Consider the following 25,780-nt stretch of genomic DNA (forward strand, 5'->3'; position numbering starts at 1 on the left):
GGCCCAGGCCGGCGCGAACCCCGCGCCCCCGGCGAGCTCCGCCCCCGCGGCGGCGGGTCCCGCCGCCACGCCCGCGGCCTCCGGTCCCGGGAACGCGGCGCCGACGGCCGCGGCCCCCGCGGACGGTCCGCGGCGCGCGGTGCTCGCGCCCGCGTGGAGCAAGGTCGAGCCCGCTGCCCCCGCCGACGGCGGTGACGACGCGGAGCCCGACGCGCGCAAGCGCCCGTTCCGGTGGTGAGCGCCCCGGGCGGCAGACCGCTCCGGGTCCTCGTCCTCGACCACACCGCCGAGCTGGGCGGCGCCGAGCTCGCGCTCGTCCGCACGTGCGCGGCGCTCGGCCCGGGCGTCGACGCGCGCGTCGTGCTCTTCGCCGACGGCCCCCTGCGCGCGCGCCTCGCGGCGGCGGGCGTCCCCGTCGAGGTCGTGCCGCTCGCGTCGACCGTCGCGACGGTGGACCGCGAGCGCGCGGGGCGGCTGTCGGTCGCGACGCTCCTCGGCGCGCTGCGCACGGTCCCGTTCCTGTGGCGGCTCGCGCGCCGCCTGCGCGCCCTGCGCCCCGACGTCGTGCACACCACGTCGCTCAAGGCCGACCTCCTGGGGATCGTGCCCGCCGCGGCCGCGCGCCGTCCCCTCGTGTGGCACGTGCACGACCGGATCGCTCCCGACTACCTGCCCGGCCCGCTCGTGCGGGTCGTGCGCGGCCTCGCGCGCCGCGTCCCGGCGGCGGTCGTCGCGAACTCCCGCGCGACGGCGGCCACGCTCCCCGTGACGACGGCCGTCGCCTACCCGGGGTTCGCCCCCGAGCAGGCGGACGGGTCGGACGAGGCCCTCGAGCGGCGTGGCGGTCTCGCCCGTCGCGGCGACGCCCCGCCGCCCGTCGTCGTCATGATCGGCCGGCTGAGCCCCACGAAGGGCCAGCTCGAGGTCGTGCGCGCGCTGCGGACGGTCGTCGACGCGGTGCCCGGCGCCCGGCTGCGCGTCGTGGGCGAGCCCGCGTTCGCCGCGGAGGACTACGCGGCACGCGTGCGCGCGGAGGTGACCCGGCTCGGCCTCGACGACCACGTGGAGATGGTCGGGTTCGTCGCGGACCCGCGCGCCGAGCTCGACGGCGCCGCGGTGTGCGTCCACGCGTCGCCCGTCCCCGAGCCGTTCGGTCAGGTCGTGGTCGAGGCGATGGTGCGCGGCGTGCCCGTCGTCGCGACGCGTGCGGGCGGCGTGGAGGAGATCCTGCTCGACGCCGACGCCGACGCCGACGCCGACGCCGACGCCGACGCCGACGCCGACGCCGACGCCGACGCCGGCACCGACGTCGCTCCGACGAGGACGGACCTCGGGATCCTCGTCCCGCCGGGCGACGTCGACGCGCTCGCCGCGGCGGTGCTCGACGTCCTCGACGACCCCGCGGCCGCGCACGAGCGCGCGGTCCGCGCGCGGGACTCCGCGCTGCGGAGGTTCCCCGTCGAGCGCACCGCGCGCGTGCTCACGGACGTCTGGACCGACGTGTCCGCCCGAGCGCGTCGCGCATGAGCCGGGCCTGACCGCGCCACGTCGGCACGTCGGGGGGCGGGGTGGTGAGCCGGTCCTCGCGCGGGGGTGCGGCGTCGTCGAGCGCGGCGACGACGAGCGCCGGGAACGTCGCCGCGTCCCCGACCCGGACGCCCGGGTCGTCCCGGAACCCGGCCACGGGCGTGGAGACCACGGGTCGCTCGACCGCGCGGTACTCGTAGAGCTTGATCGGGTCGAGGCTGTCCGTGAACGCGTCGACCACGTGCGGCACGAGCAGCACGTCGGCGTGGCGCAGGTAAGCGGGCACGGCGGTCCACGGCCGCGGGCCGAGCTGCACGACGCCCGCGCGAGCGAGGTCCGCGTGCTCCGCGGGGGACAGATCGACGACCGGGCCCACGAGCACGACCCGGGCGCGCCCGTGGAGCGCGCGCGCCGTCTCCAGCAGCAGCGGCACGTCGAAGCGGTCGGGGTGCACGGTGCCGACGTAGAGCGCGACGCGGCCCGCGGGGAGGTCGGCGGGGCGCGGGTACGGGTCGCGGTAGCGGTCGAGGTCCACGCCGTTCGTCACGAGCGTCACCGCGCGCTGCGCGCCCTTGCGCGCCACGAGCCCGGCGGAGCACACCGTGACCTCGGCGCACCGGTCGAGGAGGGTGCGCTCGTCGTCGACGAGGCGTGCGTGCTCGGCGGGGGAGCGGTCGGCGGCGAGCCAGTCGTCCGTGACGTCGTACAGGGCGGGCCAGCCGGTGCGCCGCACGACGGCGGCGCCGGACGGGTCGTTGACCCACAGCACCGGCCGGCGCAGCCCCGCGCGGCGCGCCGCGCGCTCGACGCCGCGCGCGAGGCGGTCGTCGACGCGCGGGTCGACCTTGCGGGGCAGCCACTTGGTCGGCTCGTGGAGCAGCAGCCGCCCGGGGGCGATCCCGTCGACGGCGGGGGCCGCGCGCACGCCCCGCCCGGGTCGGGGGAGACCGCGGCGGCTGAGCCGGTGCAGCGGGTCCGCGGCGGGCTCGACGAACAGCACGCGTGCCCCGGGGTCCGCGCGGCACAGCTCCGCGACGAGGTACTGGTTGCGCCGCCACACGTCGTCCCACCGTTCGAGCGACAGCACGACGACGTCGCCGATCCCGCCGGCGGGCGTCCCGGCGCTCACGCGAGCACCGAGCGGTACACCGCGTCCGTCGCCTCGACCTGCGCCGCGGGCGTGAACCGTGCGCGCTGCGCCGCCCGGCCCGCGGCGGCGCACGCGTCCCGGCGCGCGGGGTCGTCGGCGAGCGTCGCGAGGCTGCGCCCGGCCGCGGCGGGGTCGAGCGCGGGGTAGAGCGCGAGCGGGTCGACGCCGTCGAGCGTCTCGCGGTGCCCGCCCGCGGCCGACGCGACGACGGGCAGCCCGCTCGCCATCGCCTCCAGCACGCTGAGCCCGAGCCCTTCGACGGGGCACGGGGCGACGAGCAGCCCCGCGCGGTCCATGAGCGCGTCGACGTCGCGGCGCACGCCGAGGAACGTCGTCGTGGCGGCGATGCCGAGGGACGCGGCCTGGTCCTCGAGCGACCCGCGCTGCGAGCCGTCGCCCGCGACCTCGAGCCGCCAGCCGCGCTCGGCGAGCCCGGACGCGGCGAACGCCGCGAGCGCGAGGTCGGTCCGCTTCTCCGGCTCCAGGCGCTGCACGACGAGCACGACGTCGTCGCGCGCGGCCGCGTCGAGGCCGTCGGGACGGTCGTCCACGCCCGGGTGCACGACGACGCTCCCGCCCTCGACGTGGTCCGCGACGTACCGGCTGATGGAGATCTGCGCGCGCACGGCCGACGACGCGACGGCGGCGACGACCCGGCCGAGGGCGCCCGTGCCGCGCGTGCGCGCGAAGTGGCGCGTCGTGACGACGGGCGGGAACCCGCGCGTCGTGCGGGCGGCGACGGCCGCCGCGACCTCGGCGGCGGTCATGTGCACGTGCACGACGTCGGCCGCCGCGCCGCACGCGCGCAGCGTGCGGACGACGTCGCCCGTCGTCGTGGCGGGCAGGAGCGGCACGGAGGGGTCGGCGACGGTCGCGGCCATGCCGCCGTGCGCGCCCCCGATCACGGCGACCTCGTGACCGGCGGCGGACTGGGCGCGCGCGAGGCGCGCGACGTGCCGCTCGACGCCCGCGAAGCCGTCGGACCGCACGGCGTGGAGGATCCTCACGGGCGCACCTCCGCGAGCTCGGCGGCGAGCGCGAGGTACCGCCGTGCGACGGCGTCCCAGTCGTGGCGCTCGGCGGTCGCCCGGGCGGCGCGCGACGCCTCCCGGCGCGCGTCGTCGTCGAGCGCGGCGACCGCGGCGAGGCCCTTGCGGACGCCGTCGACCGTGCGGTCCACGAGCCAGCCGGTGCGGCCGTCCTCGAGCACGTCGGGCGCGTACCCGACCGGGGTGGCGACGACGGGGACGCCGCACGCGAGCGCCTCGAGCACGACGAGCGCGTTCGCCTCGTACGCGCTCGGGAGGGCGAGCGCGTCGGCCGCGTGCAGCCACGGTCTCGGGTCGGGCACGCGGCCGGCGAGGTGCACGCGGTCGGCGGTCCGGAGCCGCGCGACCCGGGCGCGCACGTCGGCGAGCATGTCCGGCGTGCCCCCGACGACGCTCACGTGGACGTCGGGCAGGTCGGCGGCGGCGTCGAGCACGAGGTCGAGGCCCTTGCGGTCGAACTCGTGGCCGACGAACACGACGTGCACGGCGTCGTCGGGCACCCCGGCGGCGGCGCGGGCCGCGGCGCGCTCGGCGGACGTCGGCGGCGCGAAGCGCGCGACGTCGACGCCGTTGCCGATGACGACCGCCGGCACCCGCAGGCGGGGGTAGGTGGCGCGCAGCGCGTCGCGCTCGGCGCTCGTGAGGTTGACGACGACGCGGTGGGTCCGCCCGCGGTAGCGCGCGGCGTCGCGCGCGGCGGTGAACAGGTGCAGGGGGTTGCGGGCCATGCGCCACGCGTACCCGCCGCGCGCCCGCATGGCGACGCGCAGGATCCCGTGGTTGACGTACACGTCGCCCGCGACGACGTCGTTATGGCAGACCGACACGAGCGCGCGACCGTCCGTGCCGTGCCGTGCGCGCGCGATCCGGCGGCGCGCGAGCACGGTGCCGACGGTCGAGAACCACACGACGCGCGCGAGGAGCACGAGCCGCCCCCGCACGCCCGGGCCGGGCTCGGGCAGCCACGCCCCGCGCGCGTCCGCGAGCGTGAAGCGCTCGGTGGGCACGCCCGCGCGCGCGAACGCCTCCTCGAGGTGGTGCGCGACGCCGCCCACCCCGCTCCCGGGCGCGATCTCGGGGGCGATCTGCAGGATCCGCAGGTTCGTCATCGTTCGGCCATCTCCCGGACGGATCGCAGCTCGTCGAGAGGGAGCTCTCGACCGGTCTCCTCGCGCGCCGCCTGCCGCGACTCGGCGTACGCCTCGGCGCCGAGGCACACCCCGACGATGACGAACGGCACGGTCACCTGGACCGAGACCCAGAACAGGTCGAACTGGCCCTGGACGAACCGCATCATCAGCATCGAGAACGCGAGCGTCCCGAACCGCGGGTTGATCCGCCACAGCACGGCCATCCCGCCGAGGAACAGGACGAGGAACCCGGCGAGCCCGACGATCCCCGCCGAGGAGAGCACCTCGAGCTCGACGTTGGGCGGCTGGAAGACGAACTCGGTGACGCCCGCCGTCCACCACCGCAGCCCCATCCCGACCCACGGGCTGCGCTGCCACACGTCGATCGAGTCGGCGTACCAGGTGAGGCGCTGGTTCGCGGAGTTGAACTGGTTACCCGACGCGAGCTGCTCCTGGACCGCGAGCACGACGAAGTAGATCGCGGGGATCGCGGCGAGCAGGATGAGCTTGGAGCGCTTGCGGTCGGGGTCGCCGCGCAGCGTGATGAGCATGATGCCGATCGCGAGGCCGATGAGGGCCTGGCGGGCCTGCGCGGCGAGCACGCCGAGCGAGCACAGCCAGAACGCGCCGAGCGAGAACCAGCGCGGCCAGCCGACCCACCAGGGCCGCGCGTACGCGGTGAGCGCGGCGAACGCGAGGACGCACCCGATGAAGTTCTTGTGCATCGCGATCGGCGCGTCGATGTACACGGGCCCGGTGTTGCCCGCCGCGAGCTGCTGCAGCGCGACGACGCACGTCTGCGCCGCGATCGCGAGGCACGGCGCGAGGAAGAGCGTCAGGCCGAGCCGCGCGCGCCCCGACCGCCCCACCGCCCAGCCGAGCACGAGCGCGCCCGCGACGGACACCCACGCGTGGAACCACTCGACGACGTTCGCGGTGAACGGGTTGACGATCACGGTGAAGAGCGTCGCGACCTGGTAGACCACCGAGAGCCAGATCATCGCGCGCATGGGCCGCGAGAACGGGCGGGGCGAGAAGAACAGCGCGAACCAGAACGCGCCGAACAGCGCGAAGTCGCTCAGCGAGAGGTCCACGCCGCCGCCGCCGACGCGCTGCACGACGACGAGCGCGGGCATCGCGAGGATCGGCAGCGCCACGGGCTCGTACGCCGTGAGGCCCACGACGAGCACGAGCAGTGCGGCCCCGACGGCGGCCGTCTGCAGCTCGGGCAGGACGAAGCCGACGACGCCGAGCAGCGCGACGACGACGGCGCCCCCCGCGACCCAGGCCGCGGTCGTCCGGGTGCGCCCCAGGACCGCCCCCGGGACGCGCGGCGCCCGGTACAGGACCGGGCGGCGCCGCGGGAGACGGACGTGGAGGTCGGTCACAGCGCCGACTCCGCGCGGACGGGGCCGGTGACGTACAGGCGCAGCCGGCGCCGCGCGCTCGCGCGGCCCTCGCCGCGCAGCGCGACGCTGCGGGCCGCGGCCCCGAGCACGGCGCCGGCGCGCGCGACCGTCCAGCCCGCCGCGCCGTGGTGCTTGCGCAGGTAGCGCTCCTGGGAGGCGTGGAAGTGCGTCTCGCGCCGGGTCGGGTCGCTGCTCGTCGCACCGCCCAGGTGCATCGCCCGCGCGTCCGGGACGACGGCGTGCCGCCAGCCCGCGCGCACCGCGCGGTAGGCCCAGTCGGTCTCCTCCGCGTAGAGGAAGAAGCGCTCGTCGAAGGGCCCCACGTCGTCGATCGCGGCGGCGTTGAGCAGGAGCACCGAGCCGATGACGAAGGACCGGTCGGGGGGCGTGCGCCGCAGCCGCGCGAGCCCCACGGCCTCGAGCCACGTCGCCGCGGGCGCCGGGAACGGCCACACGACGCGCGCCGTCGTGCCCTCGTCGTCGACCTGCTCGGGGCCCACGCTCGCGATGCCGGGACGCGCGTGCAGCGCGCGGTGGAGGGTCTCGACGTCCTCGGGCGTGACGACGGCGTCGGGGTTGAGGAGCAGGACGTCCGTCCCCGGGGCCTGGCGGTGCGCGAGCGCGTGGTTGACGCCCGCGGCGAACCCGCCGTTGCGCCCCGGGTCCAGGTAGCGCCCGCCCGCGAGCTCCGTCGCCTCCCGGATCTCGGGCAGCGACGAGTTGTCCACGACCGTGATCGGGTACGTGCCCGCGAGCGGCGCGAGCGCGTCGCGCACGAGGTCCGGGGAGCCGTACGCGACGACGACGACCTCGGGCGGCGCGGCGGCCGCGGCGGTCCGGGCCGTGGTCGCGGCGGTGGGGGCGCCGCCCGCCCCCGGTCGTGCCGCCGTCGCGTAGAGGTCCTCGTAGGTGCGCGCGACCTCGTCCCACGAGCACGACGCAGCGCGCTCGGCGCCCGCGGCGCGCAGCCCTGCGGCCAGGTGCTCCTCGTCGAGGAGCCGCCCGAGCGCGGCGCGCAGGGCGTCCGGGTCGTCGGGCGCGACGAGCAGCCCCGCCCCGCCGACGACGTCGGGCAGGGCGCCCGTGCGGGTCGCCACGACGGGCACGCCGCACGCCATGGCCTCGACCGCGACGCGCCCGAACTGCTCGACCCACCCCGGGGTCTCGCGCGACGGCACCGCGAGCGCGTCGAGCGAGCGGTAGAACGCGACGAGGTCGTCGTCCGCGAGCGCGCCGACGAACCGCACGCGGTCGCCGAGCGGCCGCGCGGCCGCCTCGAGCGCGCCGCGGTCCGGCCCGTCGCCCGCGACGACGAGTTCGAGGCGGTCGTCGCCCGCGACCGCCGCGAGGAGCACGTCGACGCCCTTGTGGTGCGCGAGGCGCCCGGCGTACCCGACGCGGAGGCGACCGGTCCCGGGCGCGCGGCGCGCGGCGTCGGGCGCGGGGGAGAACACCGCGGCGTCGACGCCGAGCGGGACGGTCTCGACGCGCCCCCGCGCGCCCTTCGCGCGCACGATCCGGCCCGCCTCGTCGTTGCACACGGAGATTGCCGCCGCGCCGCGCAGCGCGCGCGCCTCGAACCACCGGAACGGCCACGGGTAGCGCTTGGCGAGGTTCTGCGCCGAGTAGAGGACGAACGGGGGAGCGGGGCGCCGCGCGAGGAGCGCCCGGAGCCGGCGGAGCGCCAGGATCTCGGCCGTCGCGAGCGCGAACGGCTCCTCGTGCACGTCGAGCACGTCCCAGTCCTCGCGCAGCGCGCGCCACAGCGGGCGCGGGTCGTAGACGAACAGCGCCGGGTGCGACCCGAGCGTGCGCACGCCGCGCACCGGCTCGCCCGGTCGCGGCACGAGCGGGACCCGGGTGCCGCCCTCGTCCCACGCGCGCGCCGACAGCAGCCGGACGTCGACGCCGCGGGCGCGCAGCGCCCGCTCGCGCTCGCGCCAGGCGTCGACCACGGCGCTGTGCGAGACGCGGAGGACCCTCATGTGGGAGATTGTCCCCCAGCAGGTGTCGGATCCCGCATGAATCCGCCGATTTCACCCCGTCCGTCCGTGCCCTCCCGGTGGCGGCCGGCCACGGCGGCGCGACCGGGCCCGACGCGCCCGCCCACGACGCAGGAGGACACGTGAGCGACGCCCCGCGCGCCGACGTCGCGCCCGCCGCCGCCCCGGCCGCCGAAGCCCCCGGCCCGCGGGTGAGCGTCGTCGTCGCCACCAACCGCGGCGGCCCCTACCTCGCCGAGGCGATCGCGTCCGTGCACGCCCAGACCTCCCCCGCGGCCGAGCTCGTCGTCGTGGACGACGGCTCGCCCGACCCCGACGCGCTGCGCCGCCTCGTCGACGGCGTCCCGGCACCGGCCGGGGCGCCGCGGCCCCGGGTCGTGCGCCGCGCGCCCTCCGGGGTGTCCGCCGCGCGCAACGCCGGCGCGCGCGAGACGACGGGCGACCTGCTCGCGTTCCTCGACGACGACGACCGCTGGCACCCCGACCGCCTGCGCCGCCACGTCGAGGCCATGGCCGCGCAGCCCGACGCCGTCGTCAGCTACTGCCGCATGCGCACGATCGACGCCGACGGCGCCGAGCTCGTCGCGGCCGACCAGCGCCCCGCGCCGGACCGGCGCGCCGTCATCCGCGGCCCCGGCGTCATGCTGCCCAACCTCGTCATCCGGCGTGCGACCTTCGACGCGGTCGAGGGCTTCGACCCCGCGTACCGGCAGGGCGAGGACCTCGACCTCGTGCTCGCCGCGGCGGCGCACGGGCCCTTCGCGTTCGTCGAGGACGTGCTCGTCGACTACCGCTACCACCCGTCCAACACGACGCGGTCGCACCGCGAGCTCGCCACGAGCATCCGCACGATCCTGCGGCGCCACCGGGCCGCGGCGCTCGCGGCCGGGCGGCGGGACCTCGCCGAGGCGTACGACGAGCGCCTCCGGGCCAACGACCGGTTCGCGTGGTGGAGCGCAGGTCGTGCGGCCCGCGCCGCGTGGGCGGAGCGACGTGCGTCGTCCGCGCTCGGCGACGCGGTGTGGGCCGTCCGGTTCTCGCCCACGGCGCCCGTGCGCGTCGCCGCCGGTCGGCTCCGCGGTGCGCGGTCCCGCTAACCGCACCGTCCTGCCGCGCGACGGCGGCCACGGTGTCAGCGTCGCAGGTCGCCCTGCAACGAGTCGGGCCGCGACCGGCTCACCTGGGGAGTGGCCGGGTCGACGCGCCCGAGCCGCCAGCCGAGCGACCAGCACACGCGCCACGCGACGTCGGACAGGTCGCCCGGGTGGCGCACGGTCGTGGCCTTGCGGGCGGCACGGCCGGCGACGCGCCCTACCCGTCGGAGCAGGCTGACTGCCCGGCGGACCGTGCCGCCCGGCCCGGGGGCGGGGCGCCCGGCCGCGGGGCCGGCGTCCGGCCCGGTGCCCGGGGCGTCGGAGCCGTCGGCCCGGGCCTCGGCGACGAACTCGGCGTAGCGGTGCATGAGCCGCCGCTCGCCGGCGCCGTACGAGAACGCCTGCTTGCAGACGTCCCACAGCCCGTCACGGCGGCGCACGTGCAGCACGATCTCCGGGTCGAAGACGAGCGCGTGACCGCGCAGCTGGACACGCAGGCAGAAGTCGTCGTCCTCCGCGGTGCGCGCGCCCTCGTCGAACCCGCCGACCTCCTCGAACACGGACGTGCGGACGCCCATGTTCCCCGAGCCGGCGGTCACGAACTGCGGGAGGAACGGCTTGACCGTCAGACCGTGCGCCTGGGCCGTCCAGCTCACGGCGGACCGCGACCCCTGGTTGAGCAGCGCGCCCTCGAACGGTCCTGCGACGAACTCGTGCGCGTCGAGCGCGCGGCGCATCGCCGTGACCCAGCCGTCGCCCACGCGGTCGTCGGCGTCGCAGAACGCGACGCGCGGCGCGCGCGCCGCAGCCACGCCGATGTTCCGTGCGGCGCTCGGACCGCGGCGCGCCGACGCGTCGACGAGGCGCAGCTCCGGCATCCGCGTCGCCGCCCAGGACCGCACGAGGTCCGCCGTGCCGTCCGTCGACCCGTTGTCGGCCACCACCACCTCCCACGGCCAGGTCGGGCGCTGCGCGAGCAGCGCCTCGAGCTGGGTGGGGAGCGTCTCGGCGGCGTCGTACGCCGGGATGACGACGGAGAGCTCGGGGACGGCGCCGGTGCCGCTCATGCGCGCGCCATCCGCTCGCGAGCCATGCTGCGCACGCGGCGGTAGCGCGCGGTCAGCTCGCCCGTCGTCGCCTCCCGGTAGCCGCGGGCGCGCGTCGAGGCGAGGATCCGGTCCAGGACGTCGGCGCGGTCGAACTCCGGCAGCCGCTCGCCGGGGCCGAGGGTCTCCGGGTCGGCGCGCGTGTCGTGCAGCAGGAGGATGGCCCCCGGGAAGACGGACGCGAGCGCGCGGCGCGCGACCGCCTCCTCCTCGTCGTGGACCCAGTCGAAGGCGTCGCCCGACCAGATCGTGAGCTCCAGGCCGAGCCGCCGCACCCCGCGCGCCTGGCCCCAGGTGTGCTCGCCGTACGGGGGGCGGTAGAGACGGACGCGCTCGCCGGCGACGTCCTCCACGGCCGCGCGCGCGTCGCGGACCATGGCGACCGCCGCGTCGTCGTCCATCGTGAGGAGCGACGTGTGGTCCCTGCCGTGCAGCGCGAGCTCGTGCCCCTCGGCGACGATGCGGCGGACGATCGCGGGGTGGCGGCGTGCCGCGTCGGACAGGACGAAGAAGGTCGCGCGCGCGCCGTGCCGGGCGAGGGTGTCGAGGACGCCGGGCGTCGTGCGCGGGTCCGGCCCGTCGTCGTACGTGAGGGAGTACACGCGGTCGGTGGTGTCGACGCAGAACGTCCCGAGCGACCGCGTGAGGAACGACGGCAGGAGGCCGCGCCCGTACGCGACGCCGCGGAACGCGCCGGCGGGCGGGTCGTCGCGCTCGATGTCGCGACGTCGGACGACGAGATCCGGCATGGGCCGTCCCTTCGTGGTGCGGGTCGGGGCAGGCGTCATCCGGTCCGGCCCTCGAGCGCGTCGAGCTTGCGCCGCGACGTGTCGTCGTCGGCGGCGGCGAGGCGTGCGCGCAGGCCCTGCACGGCGTCCTCGAGGCTCACGCCGAGCACGTGGTGGAACGACCAGTCGTCGTCCGGGTCGAACGCGGGGTCCAGCGGGCGCGGCCGGGGCGCGGGGTCGTTGCCGGTGACGTCGCCCGAGTCGAGGAACGGGATGCCCGGGGTCCGCTTCGAGAACGTCTCGAAGTCCGTCGCGACGAGCCGGCCGTCGAGGAGCCAGACGTTGTGGGGCTGCAGGTCCCCGTGCAGGTAGCCCAGCAGGTAGATCTCGAGCAGCACGTCGAGCGCCCACACGCCGGCCTCGAGCCGCTGCGCACGGTTCATGTCCCGGCACGCGAGGTCGAGCCGCGCCTCGTCGGGCAGCCGCGGCACCGTGAACCCTCGCCGGTGCCAGCGCACGACCGGCATGCGCCACGCGCGGTCGCCGACGACGTCCGCCGCGAGCCGTTCCGCGGCGAAGCCCGAGCGCCCGAGCTCGCCGCGCGCGAAGAACTTGCCGACCGTCGCCTGCCCGCGCGTCGTCGTGTACACGGTCACCGCGTAGTCGGTGCTCTTGACGAACGTCGAGGTCACCGGGCAGCCGAAGAGGTACACGAGCTTGGCGCGGCCCAGGACCCGGCTCGTGAGCGTGCGCCGCACGCCCGGCTCCGGCCGCACGTCGCGCCCGATCGGTGCGCCGGTCGTGGCGGGGCCGACCGGCCCCTCGGGCTGGGTCTCCGTCACGAGCCCGCCTCCCTGCGCACCAGGCGGCGGGCCCGTCGCACGGCCGCGCGGCCGCCGCGGAACGCGCCGCGCAGGAGCGTCGACCGCGCGGCGAGCTCCGCCGCGCGCGAGTGCCTCGCCGCGTGCCACAGCTCCGTGCGTGCGAGGGACAGCGCGGTCGGCTCCACCGAGGTGAGCCGGAACCTCTCGACGACGGCGTCGTTGCGGTGCACGCCCGCGTCCTCGCTGCGCGGCAGGCCGTACCCGTGGGCGGAGAGGAAGCCGTCGAGCACGCTCGCCGCGACGTCGTCGTCGGTGATGCGCTCCGCGACGTCGGCGGGCAGGCCGACCTCGCGCGCGAGCGCGCGCAGCCGCGGCACGTACACCGGCTTCACGGCCGGCTTCTGCACCTTCGCGTGGTAGAGCAGCGAGAAGAAGTGGTCGTCGACGCGGGGGACCGCGACGCAGCCCGCGTGCCACTCGCGTCGCCGCAGCAGGTCGTCCTGCCAGCGCCGGTCGAGGTAGCCGTCGCCGACCTCGCGCACGTCGAGCACGACCTGCTCCCCGGCGACGAGGCAGCCGTGCTGGACGCCCTGCCCGCCCGGGTCGAGCGGTCGCGCGCCGGCCACGGCCGCGAGGTCGGTGCGGTCGCGCGCGAGCACGTCGATCTCGCGGTCCTCCTCCAGGGCGACCGGCAGGTCCTCCGCGTTGCGCAGCACGACGTACTCGCTCGTCAGACGAAGGACGCCGAACAGCTCGGCGAGGTCGCGCCACCCCCCGCTCCCGACGACGTCGTCCGACACGACCTCGCGGTACGGCTCGTCACCCGTGTGCGCGAGGACGGACCGCAGGCGGTCCTCGCCGAGCACGAGCGTCGCGTCGTGGAAGAACTCGCGGATGTTGTTGCTGGAGTGGATCCGGTACCCGCCGACGAGCGACCGGGCGGCGGCCTTGGCGCGCGCGACCGCGAGGTTCGTCAGCTCGACGTACCCGGTGACGTTGCTGCGGTACCCGTACCGCGGGTCGGGGTCCTCGACGACGACGAGCAGGAACGGGCCCGCCCCGACCTGCTCGGGCTTCGGGGACGTGCCCCACAGCTCCTGGCCGTAGAGGCGCTCGAAGTTCGTGACGACCTCGTCCGGCGACCAGCGGACCTCGATCTCGGCGAGCACGACGAGCTCGCGCCGCAGGATCTCCAGGACCTCGGCCTCGTGCGGGCGCGCGTCGGACCAGAGCACGACCAGCTGCAGGTCGCGGTCGTACTGGTGGGCGAACGTCCCGCGCGCCGCGTCGTACGCGTAGGTCAGCGCGGAGGGGGAGAAGCGCTCGACCGGTGTCGCGGCGCGGTCGGCGACCAGGACGCCGTCCGTGCCGCCACCTGCGGTCCTGCCGTCGTCCGACGCCCGGGGCTCGCGCATCTGGAACCTCCCCATCCGTCTCCGGAACACGTGTGCGCCGGCGACCGACCAGCAGACAGTAAGGTACGGCCCCCGCGGAGACGTCCAGTAGCCCTCGCGCGGGTGAACTTGCCCGGATGCACTCCCGTCCAGGGCCGTGACCGTGGTTCGATCGGAGGTGGTACGTGCGCCCGGGGGGCGAGCGCTGTTTCCCTCGCTGAGAGTCCGAGCACACACGACTGGCAGGTCATCATGTCCGTTCCCTCCCGACCCCACCGGCGCCACGCTCGGGCGGTCGCCGCGCTGGTCGCCGCCACCCTGGGCGTGGGCGTCCTCGTCACCGCGTCCGAGCCCGGCGGGTGGGGGCCCGCCCCGGCCGTGGCCGCGGCGGACGACGTCGTCGGCGACGTCGCGGCCGAGGCTCGCGTCGTCGGGGGTGCCGTCGGGCAGGACGTCGCCCCGAACTTCCCGGAGTCGCACCGCGGACCCGGGACGCCGAGCGTCGTCGCGCGCTCGCTGTGGTGGTCCTGGACCGCCCCGGCGTCCGGGCCGGTCACGTTCTCCACCGCGGGCAGCGAGCTCGACACGGTCCTGCGCGTGCGCGAGGGCTCGGCGCGCGGGCCGGTGGTCGCGACGAACGACGACGACGGCGACGTCACGACGTCCGCCGCCACGGTCGACGCGCGGGCGGGCGAGCAGTACCTCGTGGAGGTCGAGGTCCCCGCGTCCGAGGGGCTCGTCGGCCTCTCGTGGCAGCCGGCGACCGCGGCCGCCCCCGAGCCCGACGCCCCGGCCGCGGCTCCGGACGCCACGACCTCGCTCACGGCAGCGGGCATCCCGCTCACCGGGAACACCGGCGAGAAGCCGCAGTCGAAGACGTGGTTCGCGCACGGCACGTGGTGGGCGGTGCTCGCGTCCGCGAGCACGAGCCCCGCCGGGACCTGGGTGTGGCGCTACGACGGTGCCGCGTGGACCAACGTGACCCTCGTGTCGTCGCGGACCGACGTCCGGGCCGACGTCAAGCAGGTCGGCGACGTCGTGCACGTCCTCCTCCACGGGTCGTCGAGCTCCCTTGTCTCCCTCCAGCACGCGCCCGCGACGAGCTCCTACGTGCCGTGGACCGCGCGTCCCGCGGCGACCGCGCTGTCGCTCCCGGGGAGCGAGACGGCGACGCTCGACGTCGACACGACGGGCCGCATGTGGGTCGCCTCCGACACCGCGTCGGCCGTCCAGGTCCGGTACGCGGACGCGCCGTACGCCTCGTTCTCCGCGCCCGTCACGCTCGCGTCGGGGATCACCGAGGACGACATCGCGCTCGTGACAGCCATCCCGGGCGGCAAGGTCGGCGTGATGTGGTCCGACCAGGCGACGCGGCGGTTCGGCTTCCGCACCCACGTCGACGGGGCCGCCCCGACGGCGTGGGGCGCCGACGAGAGGCCGGCCCAGTCGTCGGCGCTCCCCATCGGCGACGGGTTCGCCGACGACCACCTCAACGCGGCCGTGACGTCCGACGGGACGTTGTACGCGGCCGTCAAGACGTCCTACGACAGCCCCTCGGCGACGACGATCGGTCTCCTCGTGCGCCGTCCCGACGGCACGTGGGACCCGGTGCACGAGGTCGACCGCCGCGGGACGCGGCCCATCGTGCTCGTCGACGAGCAGACCGGGTTCCTGCGGGTCCTCTACACCGCGAGCGAGCAGCTCGACGACATCCTCGGGAAGGTCACGCCGCTCGACGACATCGACTTCTCGGGCGCGCCCGACCTCGTGCTCGACGGGTCGTACAACAACGTCACGGGCTCCAAGGCGAACGTCCCGGGTGAGGCCGTCGTCCTAGCGGCGTCGAGCGCGACGACCGGCACGGCGCGCCTCGGGTGGACCGAGCTCGGGGCCCCGACGGCGACCGACGGGGCGGCGTCGACGGTCATGGGCGGCGTCGCCACCGGCACGCTCCAGGGTTCGTCCCCCGTGGGCGCACCGCTGCACTTCGAGATCGTCCAGCCGCCGGCGCACGGCACGGCCGAGGTGACGAACGCGTCCACGGGGTCGTTCCGGTACGCGCCGACCGCGGGGTACGTGGGGACCGACGCCTTCACCTTCCGCGTCCTGGCCGGAGACCTCTGGTCGGGGGTCGCGCGGGTGAGCGTCGCGGTCACGTCCGAGGCGGGCGCGCGCGGACGCTGGGACCTCGACGCAGGCTCCGGGCTCGTCGCCGCCGACTCCTCGGGGTGGAGCCACCACGGCGCGATCAGCGGTGGCACGACGTGGGTCGCCGGACGCAGCGGCAAGGCCCTGCGCTTCGACGGGGCGTCCGGCAAGGTCTCCGTGCCCGACTCCGCCGGTCTCGACCTGGCGGGGACGATGACGGTGGCGGCGTGGTTGCGGCCGGAGCGGGTGGCGACGCAGCACGTGGTGAAGAAGGCGCAGTCGTACGAGGTGGACGGGTACGAGCTGAGCGTGGCGAGCACGGGTCGGCCGTTCTTCCGGGTGAACCAGGCGTCGTCGGGGGACGCGTTCCGGGTGAACGCGCCGGCGGCGGCGGTGGCGGACGGGTCGACGTGGACGCACGTGGTGGGGACGTTCGACGGGTCGCGGTTGCGGTTGTTCGTGGACGGTGTGGAGCAGGCGTCGGTGGCGGGTCCGGCGGCGGTGGGGACGAACGCGCTGCCGTTGGTGATCGGTGACCAGTCCGGTGGGGGGTATCCGTTCAAGGGGGCGGTGGACGGGGTGCGGTTGTACGACCGTGCGCTGAGCGCGTCCGAGGTCGCCGCCCTCTACGCCGGGTCGCCGCCCGGCCCGGTCGCGCCCGTCGCGACCCCGGGGTCCCTCACGACCGTCGCCGGGGCCGTGGCGCAGGGCGTCCTCTCCGCCCAGGCGGCGGGGACCCCGACGTTCGAGGTGGTCCAGACGCCCGCGTCCGGCTCGGTCGCGGTGACGAACGCGTCGACGGGGGCGTTCACGTACACGCCCGCGGCCGGGTTCGTCGGACCGGACCCGTTCACGTTCCGGGTCCGCGCGGGCGGGGTCTGGTCCGCCCCCGCGACCGTCGACGTGCGGGTCCTCGCCGAGGCGGGCACGCGTGGGATCTGGGAGCTCGACGAGACGTCCGGCTCGACGGCGGCGGACCGCTCCGGGTGGACGCAGTCCGGGACGCTCTCGGGCGGGACGTCGCGCGTGGACGGGGTCGACGGGAAGGCCGTCCGCTTCGACGGCTTGACGGGGAAGATCACCGTCACGGACCGCGCCTCGCTGGACCTGGCGGGGACGATGACGGTGGCGGCGTGGTTGCGGCCGGAGCGGGTGGCGACGCAGCACGTGGTGAAGAAGGCGCAGTCGTACGAGGTGGACGGGTACGAGCTGAGCGTGGCGAGCACGGGTCGGCCGTTCTTCCGGGTGAACCAGGCGTCGTCGGGGGACGCGTTCCGGGTGAACGCGCCGGCGGCGGCGGTGGCGGACGGGTCGACGTGGACGCACGTGGTGGGGACGTTCGACGGGTCGCGGTTGCGGTTGTTCGTGGACGGTGTGGAGCAGGCGTCGGTGGCGGGTCCGGCGGCGGTGGGGACGAACGCGCTGCCGTTGGTGATCGGTGACCAGTCCGGTGGGGGGTATCCGTTCAAGGGGGCGGTGGACGGGGTGCGGTTGTACGACCGTGCGCTGAGCGCGTCCGAGGTCGCCGCCCTCTACGCCGGCACGGCCGGCTCGACCGACCCCGGTGCCGGCTCCACCGACCCGGGCGCGACCGAGCCGGGCACGGACCCGACGGAGCCGGGCACGGACCCGACGGAGCCGGGCACGGACCCCACGGAGCCGGGTGCCGATCCGACGGAGCCGGGCACGGACCCGACGGAGCCGGTCGAGCCCGTCGCGCCCCCGGCGGTGGAGGACCTCGCGCTCTCGACCGTCGCCGGGGCCGCGGTCTCGGGGACCGTCGTGGTCTCCGGGAGCCCGGGCGCGACCCTCGAGGTCGTCACGCCGCCCGCGTCCGGTACCGCCGAGGTCACCGACCCGGTGGGTGGAGGCGTCCGGTTCACGCCCGCGCCCGGGTTCACCGGGACGACGACGTTCGCCGTGCGCGCGGGAGCCGACGGCGCGTGGTCGGAACCCGCGACGGTCACCGTCCGCGTGCTGCTCACCGCCGGTGCGCGTGGCGCGTGGCGCTTCGACGAGACGGGCTCGACCGCGACCGACGGCTCGGGATGGGGTGTGCACGGCGCGCTGGCCTCGGGCGGCGTCTCGCGCGTCGCGGGCGTCGCCGGGACGGCCGTCCGCTTCGACGGCTCGGCGGGCCGCGTGAGCGTGCCCGACTCCGCCACGCTCGACGTCTCGGGCCCGATGACGGTCGCGGCGTGGGTGCGGCCCGAGCGTGTCGCGACCCAGTACGTGGTGAAGAAGGCCGTGCTCGCGACGCACGACGGGTACGAGATCGGGCTGTCCAGCGCGGGCAGGGCGTTCTTCCGGGTGAACCAGGCGACCTCCGGCGACACGTTCCGGGCGAACGCGACCTCGTCGTACCCGGTGGACGGGCAGACCTGGACGCACCTCGTGGGCGTGTTCGACGGCACGCGCGTGCGTCTGTACGTGGACGGCGTCGAGCAGGGCTCCGTCGTCGGTCCCGCCGCCGTCGGGACGAACGACCGGCCGCTGCTCGTGGGCGACCAGCCGGGCGGCGGCTACCCCCTCCAGGGCGCCGTCGACGACGTGCTCCTCCTCGACCGCGCGCTGAGCCCCGCCGAGGTCGCGTCCCTCGCGGCGGGGAGCTTCCCCGGCTCCTGACCGTCTCCGGGCTCAGTCCGCGGCGGCCGCCGACCCGGTGGCCGCCGACCCGGTGGCCGCCGCCGCGGCGGGTGCCGGCGCTGCCCGTCGTGCCAGGCGGCGCCGGAGCCGGCCCAGGACGGGGACGGCCCGCAGGACCCAGCCGACCGGCCGCGGGCCGAGCGCCGCCGTGTACGACGCGGTGCGCAGCCGCGACGGGTACAGCTCGTTCTGGTCGGGGTACAGCGACGGGTGCATGCACGAGTCGAGGAACGTGACGCTCGGGTCGGCGGCGAACAGCCGTATCGTCAGCAGCCGGCCGACGACGCCGGGCGCGAACCGCGCGAAGCGGTCGGCGTACTCGTCGTACCACGCGAACACGTGGGAGCCGGAGCGCAGGAAGCCCGCCATGTAGAGCGTGACCCCGGCGGCGACGAGCGCGACGATCGAGGCGTTCCCCATCGCGGCGTACGCGGAGAAGACCTCGCTGAACCACGCCTCTCCGCCCTCGACACGGGAGAAGCCGGGACCGTTCCGTTCAGGGTCCGCCTTCCACGTCTCGTGCTCGAACGCCAGGAACTCGGCAGGGTCGGTCACCGGGACGAGCGCGCTCGCGGAGAGCGCGACCGGCTGCCCGAGCTCGTCCCCGAGTCGACGCACCCGGCGCCGGACCGCCTTGGCGCGCGACCGCGGGACGTGCGCGAGCGGGTCCTCGTCGTCCGACAGCTCGGCGAAGCGGACCGCCGCGCGGTCGTCCCCGCCCCAGACGTGCAGCGTGACCCGAGCGCCTTCGAGCGCGCGACGGAGCGCTCCGCCGGCCGCCCCGTCGTCGGCGACGTAGGCGAACGCGAACGCACGGCCGAGCTCGCGGGCGTGCGCACGCAGCGCGGCGACGAGCGTGGCGGCTGCCGCGTCCGGGTCCGCCGCGGCGAGGAGCGGCGAGCCGAGCGAGGTGACCTGGTTGAGGACGGGACCGTCGTTCGACGCGTGGCGGCGCGGCCAGTGGCGGTCGCCCGGGACCATCTCGTACGGCATGACGGCGACCCATTCCCCGGCGCGCTCGACGACGAGGAGGCGCACGCCTCCGTCGGGGTCGAAGGAGGAGACCGTCGGCAGGAGGAACTCCGGCTCGAAGAAGACGTTGGGCTCGGCGGCACGGTGCGCGAGCGCGCTCCACGCGGCGACGTCGTCGCCCGGGATGCCGCGCACCGCGAGGGTGCGAGAGGTGTAGGTGGTCGCGGCGACGTGCAGCGTCTGCGTCCTGGTCATGACGGCTCCTGCGGTGAGGGCTGCACCGACTCGGGACTCGCGTCCGTCGTCGGGACCGGACGCTTCGTCGCGCCCGGACGGTCGATCAGGCCACGCCCGCGCGCCAGGACACGCTGGACCCGGGCGACGGCGTCGCCGGCCCGGGTGGCGAGCGCGCGGAGGCTCGCGGAGTTGCGCAGCAGCGCGCGGCCGACGACCCCGCGCGGGGCGACGACGATCCCGCGCAGGGTCCGGCGGTCGCGGTACAGACCGCTCGGCACCGTGTAGCGGGGGTGCAGGCACGGGTCGAACAGGGACGCGTCGGTGTGCGAGAGCACGTGCTCCTGCTCGAGGACGCGGCCGATCGAGCCCGGGCTGAACTTGGCGAACCGCTCGTCGTAGGTGTCCATGAGCGAGTACAGGCGGTCGCCCGCGCGGAGCACCACGGAGATGAACACGACCTCGTCCCCGGCGGTGAGCACGAACAGGTGGAGCCGGCCGCGGGCCCGCAGGTCGTCGACGACGTCCGTGAACCAGTCGAGCGCGCCGGGCACGACCTGGAGCGCGCCGCCCTCGTCCGTCGTGCCCTTCCACCCCGCGGCCTCGAGCCGCACGAACTCGTCGAACGCGTCCGGGTCGAGACCGGCGTCGGTCATGACGAGCGGTCCCACGGCGCGTTCGAGACGTCGCTTGAGCCGCTCGACCTGCTTGCGCCGCGACGTGCTCAGCGCCTGGTGGGGCGGCGGTCCGCTGGCGGTCGGCACGAACGCCGCCCGCTCGAACCGGTAGCGTTCCACGAGGGGGACGTCGTGCTCGCGGCACGCGGCCACGAGGGCCTCGTCGAAGCGACCCCCCACCGGCACGAGCGTGAGCTCGAGGAGCCCGGGAAGTCCGGACGCGCGTGTCGACAGGTGATCGAGGAGCACCCCGAGCGTCTCGACCGGCCGCTCGGCGTCGACGAGCGGGACGCACAGCGGGGCCTCCGAGCCGAGGAACGGCCCGGCCGTCGTCGCGTACCGCAGGGGCGTCCGCGCGAAGCGTTGTGCGCGGCTCAGGGGCAGGAAGGCGTGCATGGCGTCGTCGTCCTCGACGACGACGGCGACGATGCCCCGCGCGGCCGGCAGGTGCCGTGCCGCGGTCGCGAGGTAGGCGGGCGACAGGAACGGGTTCGGCTCCACCGCGCGGTCGACGAGGTCGGCCCACCGCTCGTGGTCCGCGGGGGTGAGGTCCTCGAGGGCGACCGTGCGCGCCCGCAGCGCGCTCACCGGTCGCTCCCGGAGCCCGCGTCCAGGGCCGTGACCTCGCCGAGCACCTCGTCGAGACGCGCGGCGGCGACGCTCCAGTCGCACCGCCTTGCGTGCTCGACCGCCGCGCGCGCTGCGCGGTCGAGGGCCGTGGCGTCGTCGGCGAGCGACTCGAGCGCGTCCGCGAGAGCCCTCGGCTGCCCCGGCGGCACGAGGACGCCCGCGTCGCCGACGGCCTCGGGCACGCCCCCGACGTCGGACGCCACGACCGCTGCGCCGGCTGCCATGCCCTCCAGGGCGGTGAGCGCGAACGGCTCGGGCCAGACCGAGGGGACGACGACGACGTCGGCGGCGGCGAGCAGAGCGGGCAGCTCCGGGCGCGGGACGAACGAGCCGAAGCGCACCGGTCCCGCGGCGCGCTCCGCCGCCCGGCGCAGCTCACGCTCGTAGCCCGTGAGGGGGGCGTCCGCCGCGAACCCCGGCCGGCCGAGGATCGTCAGCTCGACGTCCGGCCGGGCCAGCGCGACGACGGCGTCGAGGAGCACGTGGACGCCCTTGTCGGGGATCACCCTGCCCACGTAGACGACTCGCAGCGTGTCGCCGCGCGGCGGGCGTGGCACGCCGAAGGCGGCGGAGTCGACGCCGTTGCGCACCGTGCGCACGCGGGCGCGCAGACGCGCGGGGAGCCTGCTCGCCACGGCGTCGGCGAGATGGTCGCTCACGCACACGATCACGGGTGCCCGGTCGAGCGCGCGACCGGCGTCGCGCTCGGACCACGCCCCGAGCACCTGGTTGTGCGCGTAGAGGACGGGCGTGTGACGCTCGGCGTCCACGAGCGGCACGAGAGCGGGCGCGTTGTGCGCGAGGACCACGCTCGGCTCCCACCGGGCCTGCGCGGCGACCGTCGCGCCGAGCACGCGGCGCGCGCCCGGGCGGGGGAGCCCGAGGCGTCCGGCCGCGGCGTCGACCCAGCGGTCCGCGCGACGGGCGCGGGCCGGGGCGTACTCGAGGACCTCGGCGCTGTCGTAGCGGTCCGGGTAGGTCCCGGCCGCGACGACGACCGCCGGGCGCGGCCGGTCGGGCCGGGCGTGACGGCTCAGGCCGTCGACGACGGTGGGAACCGCGCTTCCGGTCCGGGGGGAGAAGTGGTCGCCGGGCGTGATGACATGGACGAGGCGTCGAGGGCTCGGTGCCGCCCCCTCAGGCGCGCGCTCCTCGGTGCGCGGGCTCATGGCGTCGCGACACCGTCCGCACGGTCGTTCCTCCGCGCGACGAGCGCCGCGGGGAAGCCGACGGCGAGCCCCCACAGCTCCGCCGCCGCGCGCGACAGCACGACGGGCGCCGTCACGCGCCGCAGGAGCGAGCGCGGTGAGCCGTCGGCCATCGTCGGCCCGAGGCGGCTGCGCACCGCCCACAAGTAGCTCGACTGCGCGCGCCACGTCGTCCGCGCGTAGCGGCGCACCATCGGGTCGCGCCAGCCGAAGTTCCGCACGAGCATGACGACGTGGTTGCGCCGCGCGTAGTAGAGGTAGCGGCGGTCGAACCGCTTGCCGCCGATCCCGTAGGGCGCGGCCATGTGCCGCACGACGGCGCGCGGCGTGTAGAGCAGCCGGCCGCCCGTCGCGCGCAGGCGCAGCGAGATGTCGGACTCCTCGCACAGGCACGTCCCGGGGTAGTTGCCGCGGATGCCGCCGATCGCCTCGAGGGCGCTGCGCCGGAACGACATGTTCGCCCCGAGCAAATGGTCCACCTCGACGGTCCGGCCCGGGTCCGCGGCGAAGTACCCGGTGAGCCGCCCGTCCGGCAGGAGCCTGCCGATCCGGTCGAGGCCCTCGTGCTCCTCGCCCGGGATGCCGTTGTCCGCCCGGCCACCGACGGCCACGACGTCCGGGTCGGCGTACGGCGCGACGAGCTCGTCGAGCCAGTCGTGCGCGACGTACGCGTCGTCGTCGACGAAGGCGACGACGTCGCCGCGCGTGACGGCGAACCCCATCTGGCGCGACTCGGGGGTCGTGCCGCGGCCCAGGGTGCTGTGCAGCAGCCGCACCTCGGGGAACTCCTCGCGCACGAGCCGGCGCGTGGTGTCGGCCGGGGTGGAGTCGACGACGACCACCTCGAGCGGCGGCGTGTCGAGCCTCTGCAGGTGCTCCAGGCACTCGCGCACGCTGTCCGGGCGCCCGTAGGTCACGACGACGACGCTCACGCTGAGGCTCACGGCTCACCTCCCGGCGGCTCGGGGACGGTCACGAGGCGGAACCAGTCGCGACGGCGGAAGGGAGAGGTGAGAGCCGTGCGCCGGGGATGGCGCGTGCGCTCGACCCACGACTCGTAGACCCCGGGCCGGGAGTAGTGGGCGGTGTGCCCCGACCACCCGAACTTCTGGCGCATCGCCTCGGGCCGGCGGACCCACGAGAAGTGGAGGACGGCGGCCCCTGGGTCCACGACCTCGTGGACGATCGCGTCGCGCGGGCGCGCCGGGTCGGTGTTCCAGGGGCCGAGGTCCACGCGGTAGAGCGGGACGTCGGCCTGCCGGGCGTGGACGAGCCGCGTCCCCGCACGGACCGCCAGCGGCCCGGGGTAGGACGCGGCGGGCCGCCCCAGCCGCGAGCTCGCTTCGAGGTACCGTCCCGGCGCGACGCGCGAGTAGAGCCACCGGGACGGGAAGTCGAGCCCGGAGGCGCCCGCCGCCTCGGCGCGTCCGAGCGACCCGACGAAGGCGTCCGGGGAGAGCATGACCTCGTCGGTGTCGAGCTGGAGGACCCAGTCGGCGTCCCGCGACGCCTCGTCGAGCGCGGTCTGGCGCTGGAACGTGTCGTTGTCGAGGGGGTGCTCGTCGAGCCGCGCGAAGCGGCCCGGCGCGTGCACGCACTTGTCGTCGGTGTCGAGCTCCTTGACGATCGCGAGGCACTCGTCGACGGGAAGGGGGGTGCCGGTCCACGAGGTCGACGTCTCGTCGTAGGACAGGACGATGCGGTCGACGCGGTCGTAGTAGGCGCGCAGGCTCGCCGCGAGGAAGCTCGGGTCGGCCAGCAGCACGTACGCGGCGAGTCGCATCAGATGTAGTCCGCGAACTCGCGCTCGTTCTTCTGGAAGACGAGCGTGCCGGCGAGCAGGATGAGCGGCGCCGCGACGACGAGCGCGACGACCTGCCAGGTCACGGGCGCCTCCGTCCCGAGCAGGGACCACCGGAAGCCCTCGAGGAACCAGGTGACGGGGTTGATGTCGAACAACCAGCGCAGGTTCGCCGGGACCTCCGACAGCGCGTAGGCGACGGGGCTCGCGTAGAGCAGGATCTGCACGAGCCACGGCAGGACGTAGCCGACGTCGCGGTACTTGACCATGTAGGCGGCCGCGGCGAGGCCGATGCCGGTGCCGACCATGAGGATGAGCAGGATCCACACGGGCAGCAGCAGGACGGCCCAACCCGGGTTGACCCCGTAGACGAACAGGAGCACGACGGCGAGCACGAGCGCGACGAGGAAGTCCACGACGACCGACGCGAGGCTCGACACCGGGACGAGGAGGCGCGGGAAGAAGACCTTCTGGACGAGCGACTGGTTCCCGACCATCGAGCCCGACGCACGGCCGAGCGACCCGTTGAAGAGGTTCCACGCGAGCATCCCGGCCAGCGTGAAGAGGAAGTACGGGATGTGCTCGTCGCCCGTGGACAGGTCGGCGATCTGCCCGAACACGACGGTGAAGATGCCCGCGCTGACGAGCGGCTGGGCGATCACCCACGTGATGCCGAAGATCGTCTGGCGGTACCGGACGATGATGTCGCGCAGGGCGAGGCGGACCGCGACCTCGCGGGCGTTCCACAGCTCGCGCCACGACGGCAGGTTGAGGCGGCCGGGCGGGGTGATGACGGTGCGCTGGACGCTCTGCTCCACGTCAGACCCCCTCGTAGTCGAAGTTCACGAAGACCATGCCCTTCTCGGTGCTCGACTGCTCCGTGAACTCGGGGTAGGGCAGGTCGGGCAGCACCTCGAAGCGCCACGCCCCCTCCCACGCGTCGAGCACGCCTGCCTGGCACGCGTACACGTCGACCGTGTACTGGCCGGGCTTGAGCCACAGGTCGCGGACCACGAGCCGGCCCTTCTGGGGCTTCTCCGGGTCGAACCACTTGCCGACGAGGCGCGAGTCGCACTGCGCGATCACGGTGCCCTGGTCGTTGTTGATGTGCATCGAGACGAAGTACGTCCCGACGAGGTTCCTGCTCGGCGGCGCCTCGAAGTCGACCACGATGTCCTGCGACGACTTGACGAACTCGTCCTCCATGCGGACGGACGACAGCCGCAGGTTGCCGTTGCCCGGGCGCTTGGCCGGGTCCGACTGCGCGGCGGCGAAGCTCTCGAAGCTGTCGCGGTAGGCCTGCAGCGTCCCCTCGACCGAGCCCGAGTACTTCAGGGTGCCGCGGTCGAGGAGAACGGCCGACGTGCACAGCGCCTGGACCGTCTGGAGCTGGTGGCTCACGTAGAGCACGGTGCGCCCGCCCCGCGCGGCCTCGCGCATCTTCTGGATCGAGCGCCGCTGGAACTCGGCGTCGCCGACGGCCAGCACCTCGTCGATCGCCAGGATCTCCGTGTCGAGGTGCGCCGCGACCGAGAACGCGAGGCGCACGTACATGCCCGACGAGTAGCGCTTGACCGGAGTCGCGAGGAACTTCTCGATGCCCGAGAACGCGACGATCTCGTCGTAGCGCCGGGTGATCTCCTTGCGCGTCATGCCGAGGATCGCGCCGTTGAGGTAGATGTTCTCCTTGCCCGTGAGCTCGGGGTGGAACCCCGTGCCGACCTCCAGGAGCGACCCGACGCGGCCGTTGAGCTCGATGCGCCCGCGAGTCGGGGCGGTGACGCGCGTGAGGATCTTGAGGAGCGTCGACTTGCCGGCGCCGTTGCGCCCGACGATCCCGAGCGCCTCGCCGTGCGGCACCTCGAACGAGACGTCGTCGAGGGCGTCGAAGAGCGTGTACTTCTGCTTGCCGGTCGACCGGACCCACTGGATCGCGGCGGCTGCCGCGGTCGACGGGCGCTCGCCGAACGCACCGAGCCGGTACGTCTTGCCCAGCCCGGCGACGCGGATCGCGGGTTCTGTGGTCGCCTGCACAGATGAAAGATAGTCG

General features: G+C 75.7%; 19 protein-coding genes and 1 pseudogene. 4 read left to right on the top strand and 16 right to left on the bottom strand.

Annotation, left to right across the window (positions count from 1 at the left end):
* Positions 1 to 238: pseudogene (locus GYH36_RS19345) on the top strand (hypothetical protein); the annotation flags it as partial.
* Positions 235 to 1,527 carry a glycosyltransferase family 4 protein gene (locus tag GYH36_RS14225; protein WP_162290169.1) on the top strand — a complete coding sequence of 431 codons (1,293 nt, stop codon included), beginning with the start codon at positions 235 to 237 and terminating at the stop codon, positions 1,525 to 1,527. The pseudogene GYH36_RS19345 and the gene GYH36_RS14225, both read left to right, overlap by 4 nt.
* On the opposite strand, the gene GYH36_RS14230 is transcribed toward GYH36_RS14225, so the two are convergent.
* The 5 genes from GYH36_RS14230 to GYH36_RS14250 are packed head-to-tail and all read right to left on the bottom strand — an operon-like array spanning position 1,481 to position 8,250.
* On the bottom strand, positions 1,481 to 2,656 hold the full coding sequence (locus GYH36_RS14230; RefSeq protein WP_312028648.1) for a glycosyltransferase: 1,176 nt from the start codon (positions 2,654 to 2,656) through the stop codon (positions 1,481 to 1,483). The genes GYH36_RS14225 and GYH36_RS14230 overlap by 47 nt on opposite strands.
* The gene (locus tag GYH36_RS14235; RefSeq protein WP_162290170.1) at positions 2,653 to 3,684 is read right to left on the bottom strand and encodes a glycosyltransferase family 4 protein; all 1,032 of its coding nucleotides are present in this window, start codon (positions 3,682 to 3,684) and stop codon (positions 2,653 to 2,655) included. Before GYH36_RS14235 ends, GYH36_RS14230 begins: the two co-directional genes overlap by 4 nt.
* A complete protein-coding gene (locus tag GYH36_RS14240) occupies positions 3,681 to 4,835 on the bottom strand; it encodes a glycosyltransferase family 4 protein (protein WP_115943096.1) in 1,155 nt (384 codons plus the stop codon). The genes GYH36_RS14235 and GYH36_RS14240 overlap by 4 nt, the downstream gene beginning before the upstream one ends.
* Complete coding sequence (locus GYH36_RS20360; RefSeq protein WP_162290171.1) at positions 4,832 to 6,244, bottom strand: O-antigen ligase family protein; 1,413 nt, start codon at positions 6,242 to 6,244, stop codon at positions 4,832 to 4,834. Before GYH36_RS20360 ends, GYH36_RS14240 begins: the two co-directional genes overlap by 4 nt.
* Positions 6,241 to 8,250, bottom strand: coding sequence for a glycosyltransferase (locus GYH36_RS14250; protein WP_162290172.1), 2,010 nt, complete (start codon positions 8,248 to 8,250; stop codon positions 6,241 to 6,243). The genes GYH36_RS20360 and GYH36_RS14250 overlap by 4 nt, the downstream gene beginning before the upstream one ends.
* Before the next feature lie 140 nt (positions 8,251 to 8,390).
* Between GYH36_RS14250 and GYH36_RS14255 the strand changes: the two genes are divergently transcribed.
* The gene (locus tag GYH36_RS14255; protein WP_162290173.1) at positions 8,391 to 9,365 is read left to right on the top strand and encodes a glycosyltransferase family 2 protein; all 975 of its coding nucleotides are present in this window, start codon (positions 8,391 to 8,393) and stop codon (positions 9,363 to 9,365) included.
* Between the two features lie 35 nt (positions 9,366 to 9,400).
* On the opposite strand, the gene GYH36_RS14260 is transcribed toward GYH36_RS14255, so the two are convergent.
* The 4 genes from GYH36_RS14260 to GYH36_RS14275 are packed head-to-tail and all read right to left on the bottom strand — an operon-like array spanning position 9,401 to position 13,435.
* Entirely contained in the window at positions 9,401 to 10,429 is a 1,029-nt protein-coding gene (locus GYH36_RS14260; protein ID WP_155099868.1) for a glycosyltransferase family 2 protein, read from the bottom strand.
* Positions 10,426 to 11,217 (bottom strand): polysaccharide deacetylase family protein, encoded by a 792-nt coding sequence (locus tag GYH36_RS14265; protein ID WP_162290174.1) that lies wholly within the window; start codon positions 11,215 to 11,217, stop codon positions 10,426 to 10,428. Before GYH36_RS14265 ends, GYH36_RS14260 begins: the two co-directional genes overlap by 4 nt.
* 35 nt (positions 11,218 to 11,252) lie before the next feature.
* Positions 11,253 to 12,038, bottom strand: a complete 786-nt coding sequence (locus GYH36_RS14270; protein ID WP_115943090.1) for a hypothetical protein — start codon at positions 12,036 to 12,038, stop codon at positions 11,253 to 11,255.
* Entirely contained in the window at positions 12,035 to 13,435 is a 1,401-nt protein-coding gene (locus GYH36_RS14275) for a hypothetical protein (protein WP_115943089.1), read from the bottom strand. The genes GYH36_RS14270 and GYH36_RS14275 overlap by 4 nt, the downstream gene beginning before the upstream one ends.
* Positions 13,436 to 13,666: 231 nt before the next feature.
* Here GYH36_RS14275 and GYH36_RS14280 point away from each other — a divergent pair, with 231 nt between their 5' ends.
* Positions 13,667 to 18,187 (top strand): LamG-like jellyroll fold domain-containing protein, encoded by a 4,521-nt coding sequence (locus GYH36_RS14280; protein WP_162290175.1) that lies wholly within the window; start codon positions 13,667 to 13,669, stop codon positions 18,185 to 18,187.
* Positions 18,188 to 18,199: 12 nt separating this feature from the next.
* On the opposite strand, the gene GYH36_RS14285 is transcribed toward GYH36_RS14280, so the two are convergent.
* Genes GYH36_RS14285 through GYH36_RS14315 form a run of 7 tightly spaced genes read right to left on the bottom strand, consistent with a single transcriptional unit; the run spans position 18,200 to position 25,764 of the window.
* Complete coding sequence (locus tag GYH36_RS14285) at positions 18,200 to 19,435, bottom strand: GNAT family N-acetyltransferase (RefSeq protein ID WP_115943087.1); 1,236 nt, start codon at positions 19,433 to 19,435, stop codon at positions 18,200 to 18,202.
* On the bottom strand, positions 19,432 to 20,679 hold the full coding sequence (locus GYH36_RS14290; protein WP_115943086.1) for a GNAT family N-acetyltransferase: 1,248 nt from the start codon (positions 20,677 to 20,679) through the stop codon (positions 19,432 to 19,434). Before GYH36_RS14290 ends, GYH36_RS14285 begins: the two co-directional genes overlap by 4 nt.
* Entirely contained in the window at positions 20,676 to 21,890 is a 1,215-nt protein-coding gene (locus tag GYH36_RS14295; protein ID WP_115943085.1) for a glycosyltransferase family 4 protein, read from the bottom strand. The genes GYH36_RS14290 and GYH36_RS14295 overlap by 4 nt, the downstream gene beginning before the upstream one ends.
* A complete protein-coding gene (locus GYH36_RS14300; RefSeq protein ID WP_115943084.1) occupies positions 21,887 to 22,873 on the bottom strand; it encodes a glycosyltransferase family 2 protein in 987 nt (328 codons plus the stop codon). The genes GYH36_RS14295 and GYH36_RS14300 overlap by 4 nt, the downstream gene beginning before the upstream one ends.
* Positions 22,870 to 23,712: a glycosyltransferase family protein gene (locus GYH36_RS14305; protein ID WP_115943083.1), complete on the bottom strand. Its 843-nt coding sequence runs from the start codon at positions 23,710 to 23,712 to the stop codon at positions 22,870 to 22,872. Before GYH36_RS14305 ends, GYH36_RS14300 begins: the two co-directional genes overlap by 4 nt.
* Positions 23,712 to 24,548 carry an ABC transporter permease gene (locus tag GYH36_RS14310; RefSeq protein ID WP_115943082.1) on the bottom strand — a complete coding sequence of 279 codons (837 nt, stop codon included), beginning with the start codon at positions 24,546 to 24,548 and terminating at the stop codon, positions 23,712 to 23,714. The genes GYH36_RS14305 and GYH36_RS14310 overlap by 1 nt, the downstream gene beginning before the upstream one ends.
* Before the next feature lies 1 nt (position 24,549).
* The gene (locus tag GYH36_RS14315; RefSeq protein ID WP_115943081.1) at positions 24,550 to 25,764 is read right to left on the bottom strand and encodes an ABC transporter ATP-binding protein; all 1,215 of its coding nucleotides are present in this window, start codon (positions 25,762 to 25,764) and stop codon (positions 24,550 to 24,552) included.
* Positions 25,765 to 25,780: the final 16 nt, after the last annotated feature.

The organism is Cellulosimicrobium composti, assembly GCF_010287905.1.
Classification (GTDB): Bacteria; Actinomycetota; Actinomycetes; order Actinomycetales; family Cellulomonadaceae; genus Cellulosimicrobium; species Cellulosimicrobium composti.

Bases quoted from the DNA above. Each gene is read 5' to 3' on its own strand.
- GYH36_RS14240 (WP_115943096.1), bottom strand. From the start codon at position 4,835: ATGACGAACCTGCGGATCCTGCAGATCGCCCCCGAGATCGCGCCCGGG.
- GYH36_RS14250 (WP_162290172.1), bottom strand. From the start codon at position 8,250: ATGAGGGTCCTCCGCGTCTCGCACAGCGCCGTGGTCGACGCCTGGCGC.
- GYH36_RS14260 (WP_155099868.1), bottom strand. From the start codon at position 10,429: ATGAGCGGCACCGGCGCCGTCCCCGAGCTCTCCGTCGTCATCCCGGCG.
- GYH36_RS14265 (WP_162290174.1), bottom strand. From the start codon at position 11,217: ATGCCGGATCTCGTCGTCCGACGTCGCGACATCGAGCGCGACGACCCG.
- GYH36_RS14275 (WP_115943089.1), bottom strand. From the start codon at position 13,435: ATGCGCGAGCCCCGGGCGTCGGACGACGGCAGGACCGCAGGTGGCGGC.
- GYH36_RS14280 (WP_162290175.1), top strand. From the start codon at position 13,667: ATGTCCGTTCCCTCCCGACCCCACCGGCGCCACGCTCGGGCGGTCGCC.
- GYH36_RS14285 (WP_115943087.1), bottom strand. From the start codon at position 19,435: ATGACCAGGACGCAGACGCTGCACGTCGCCGCGACCACCTACACCTCT.
- GYH36_RS14295 (WP_115943085.1), bottom strand. From the start codon at position 21,890: ATGAGCCCGCGCACCGAGGAGCGCGCGCCTGAGGGGGCGGCACCGAGC.
- GYH36_RS14305 (WP_115943083.1), bottom strand. From the start codon at position 23,712: ATGCGACTCGCCGCGTACGTGCTGCTGGCCGACCCGAGCTTCCTCGCG.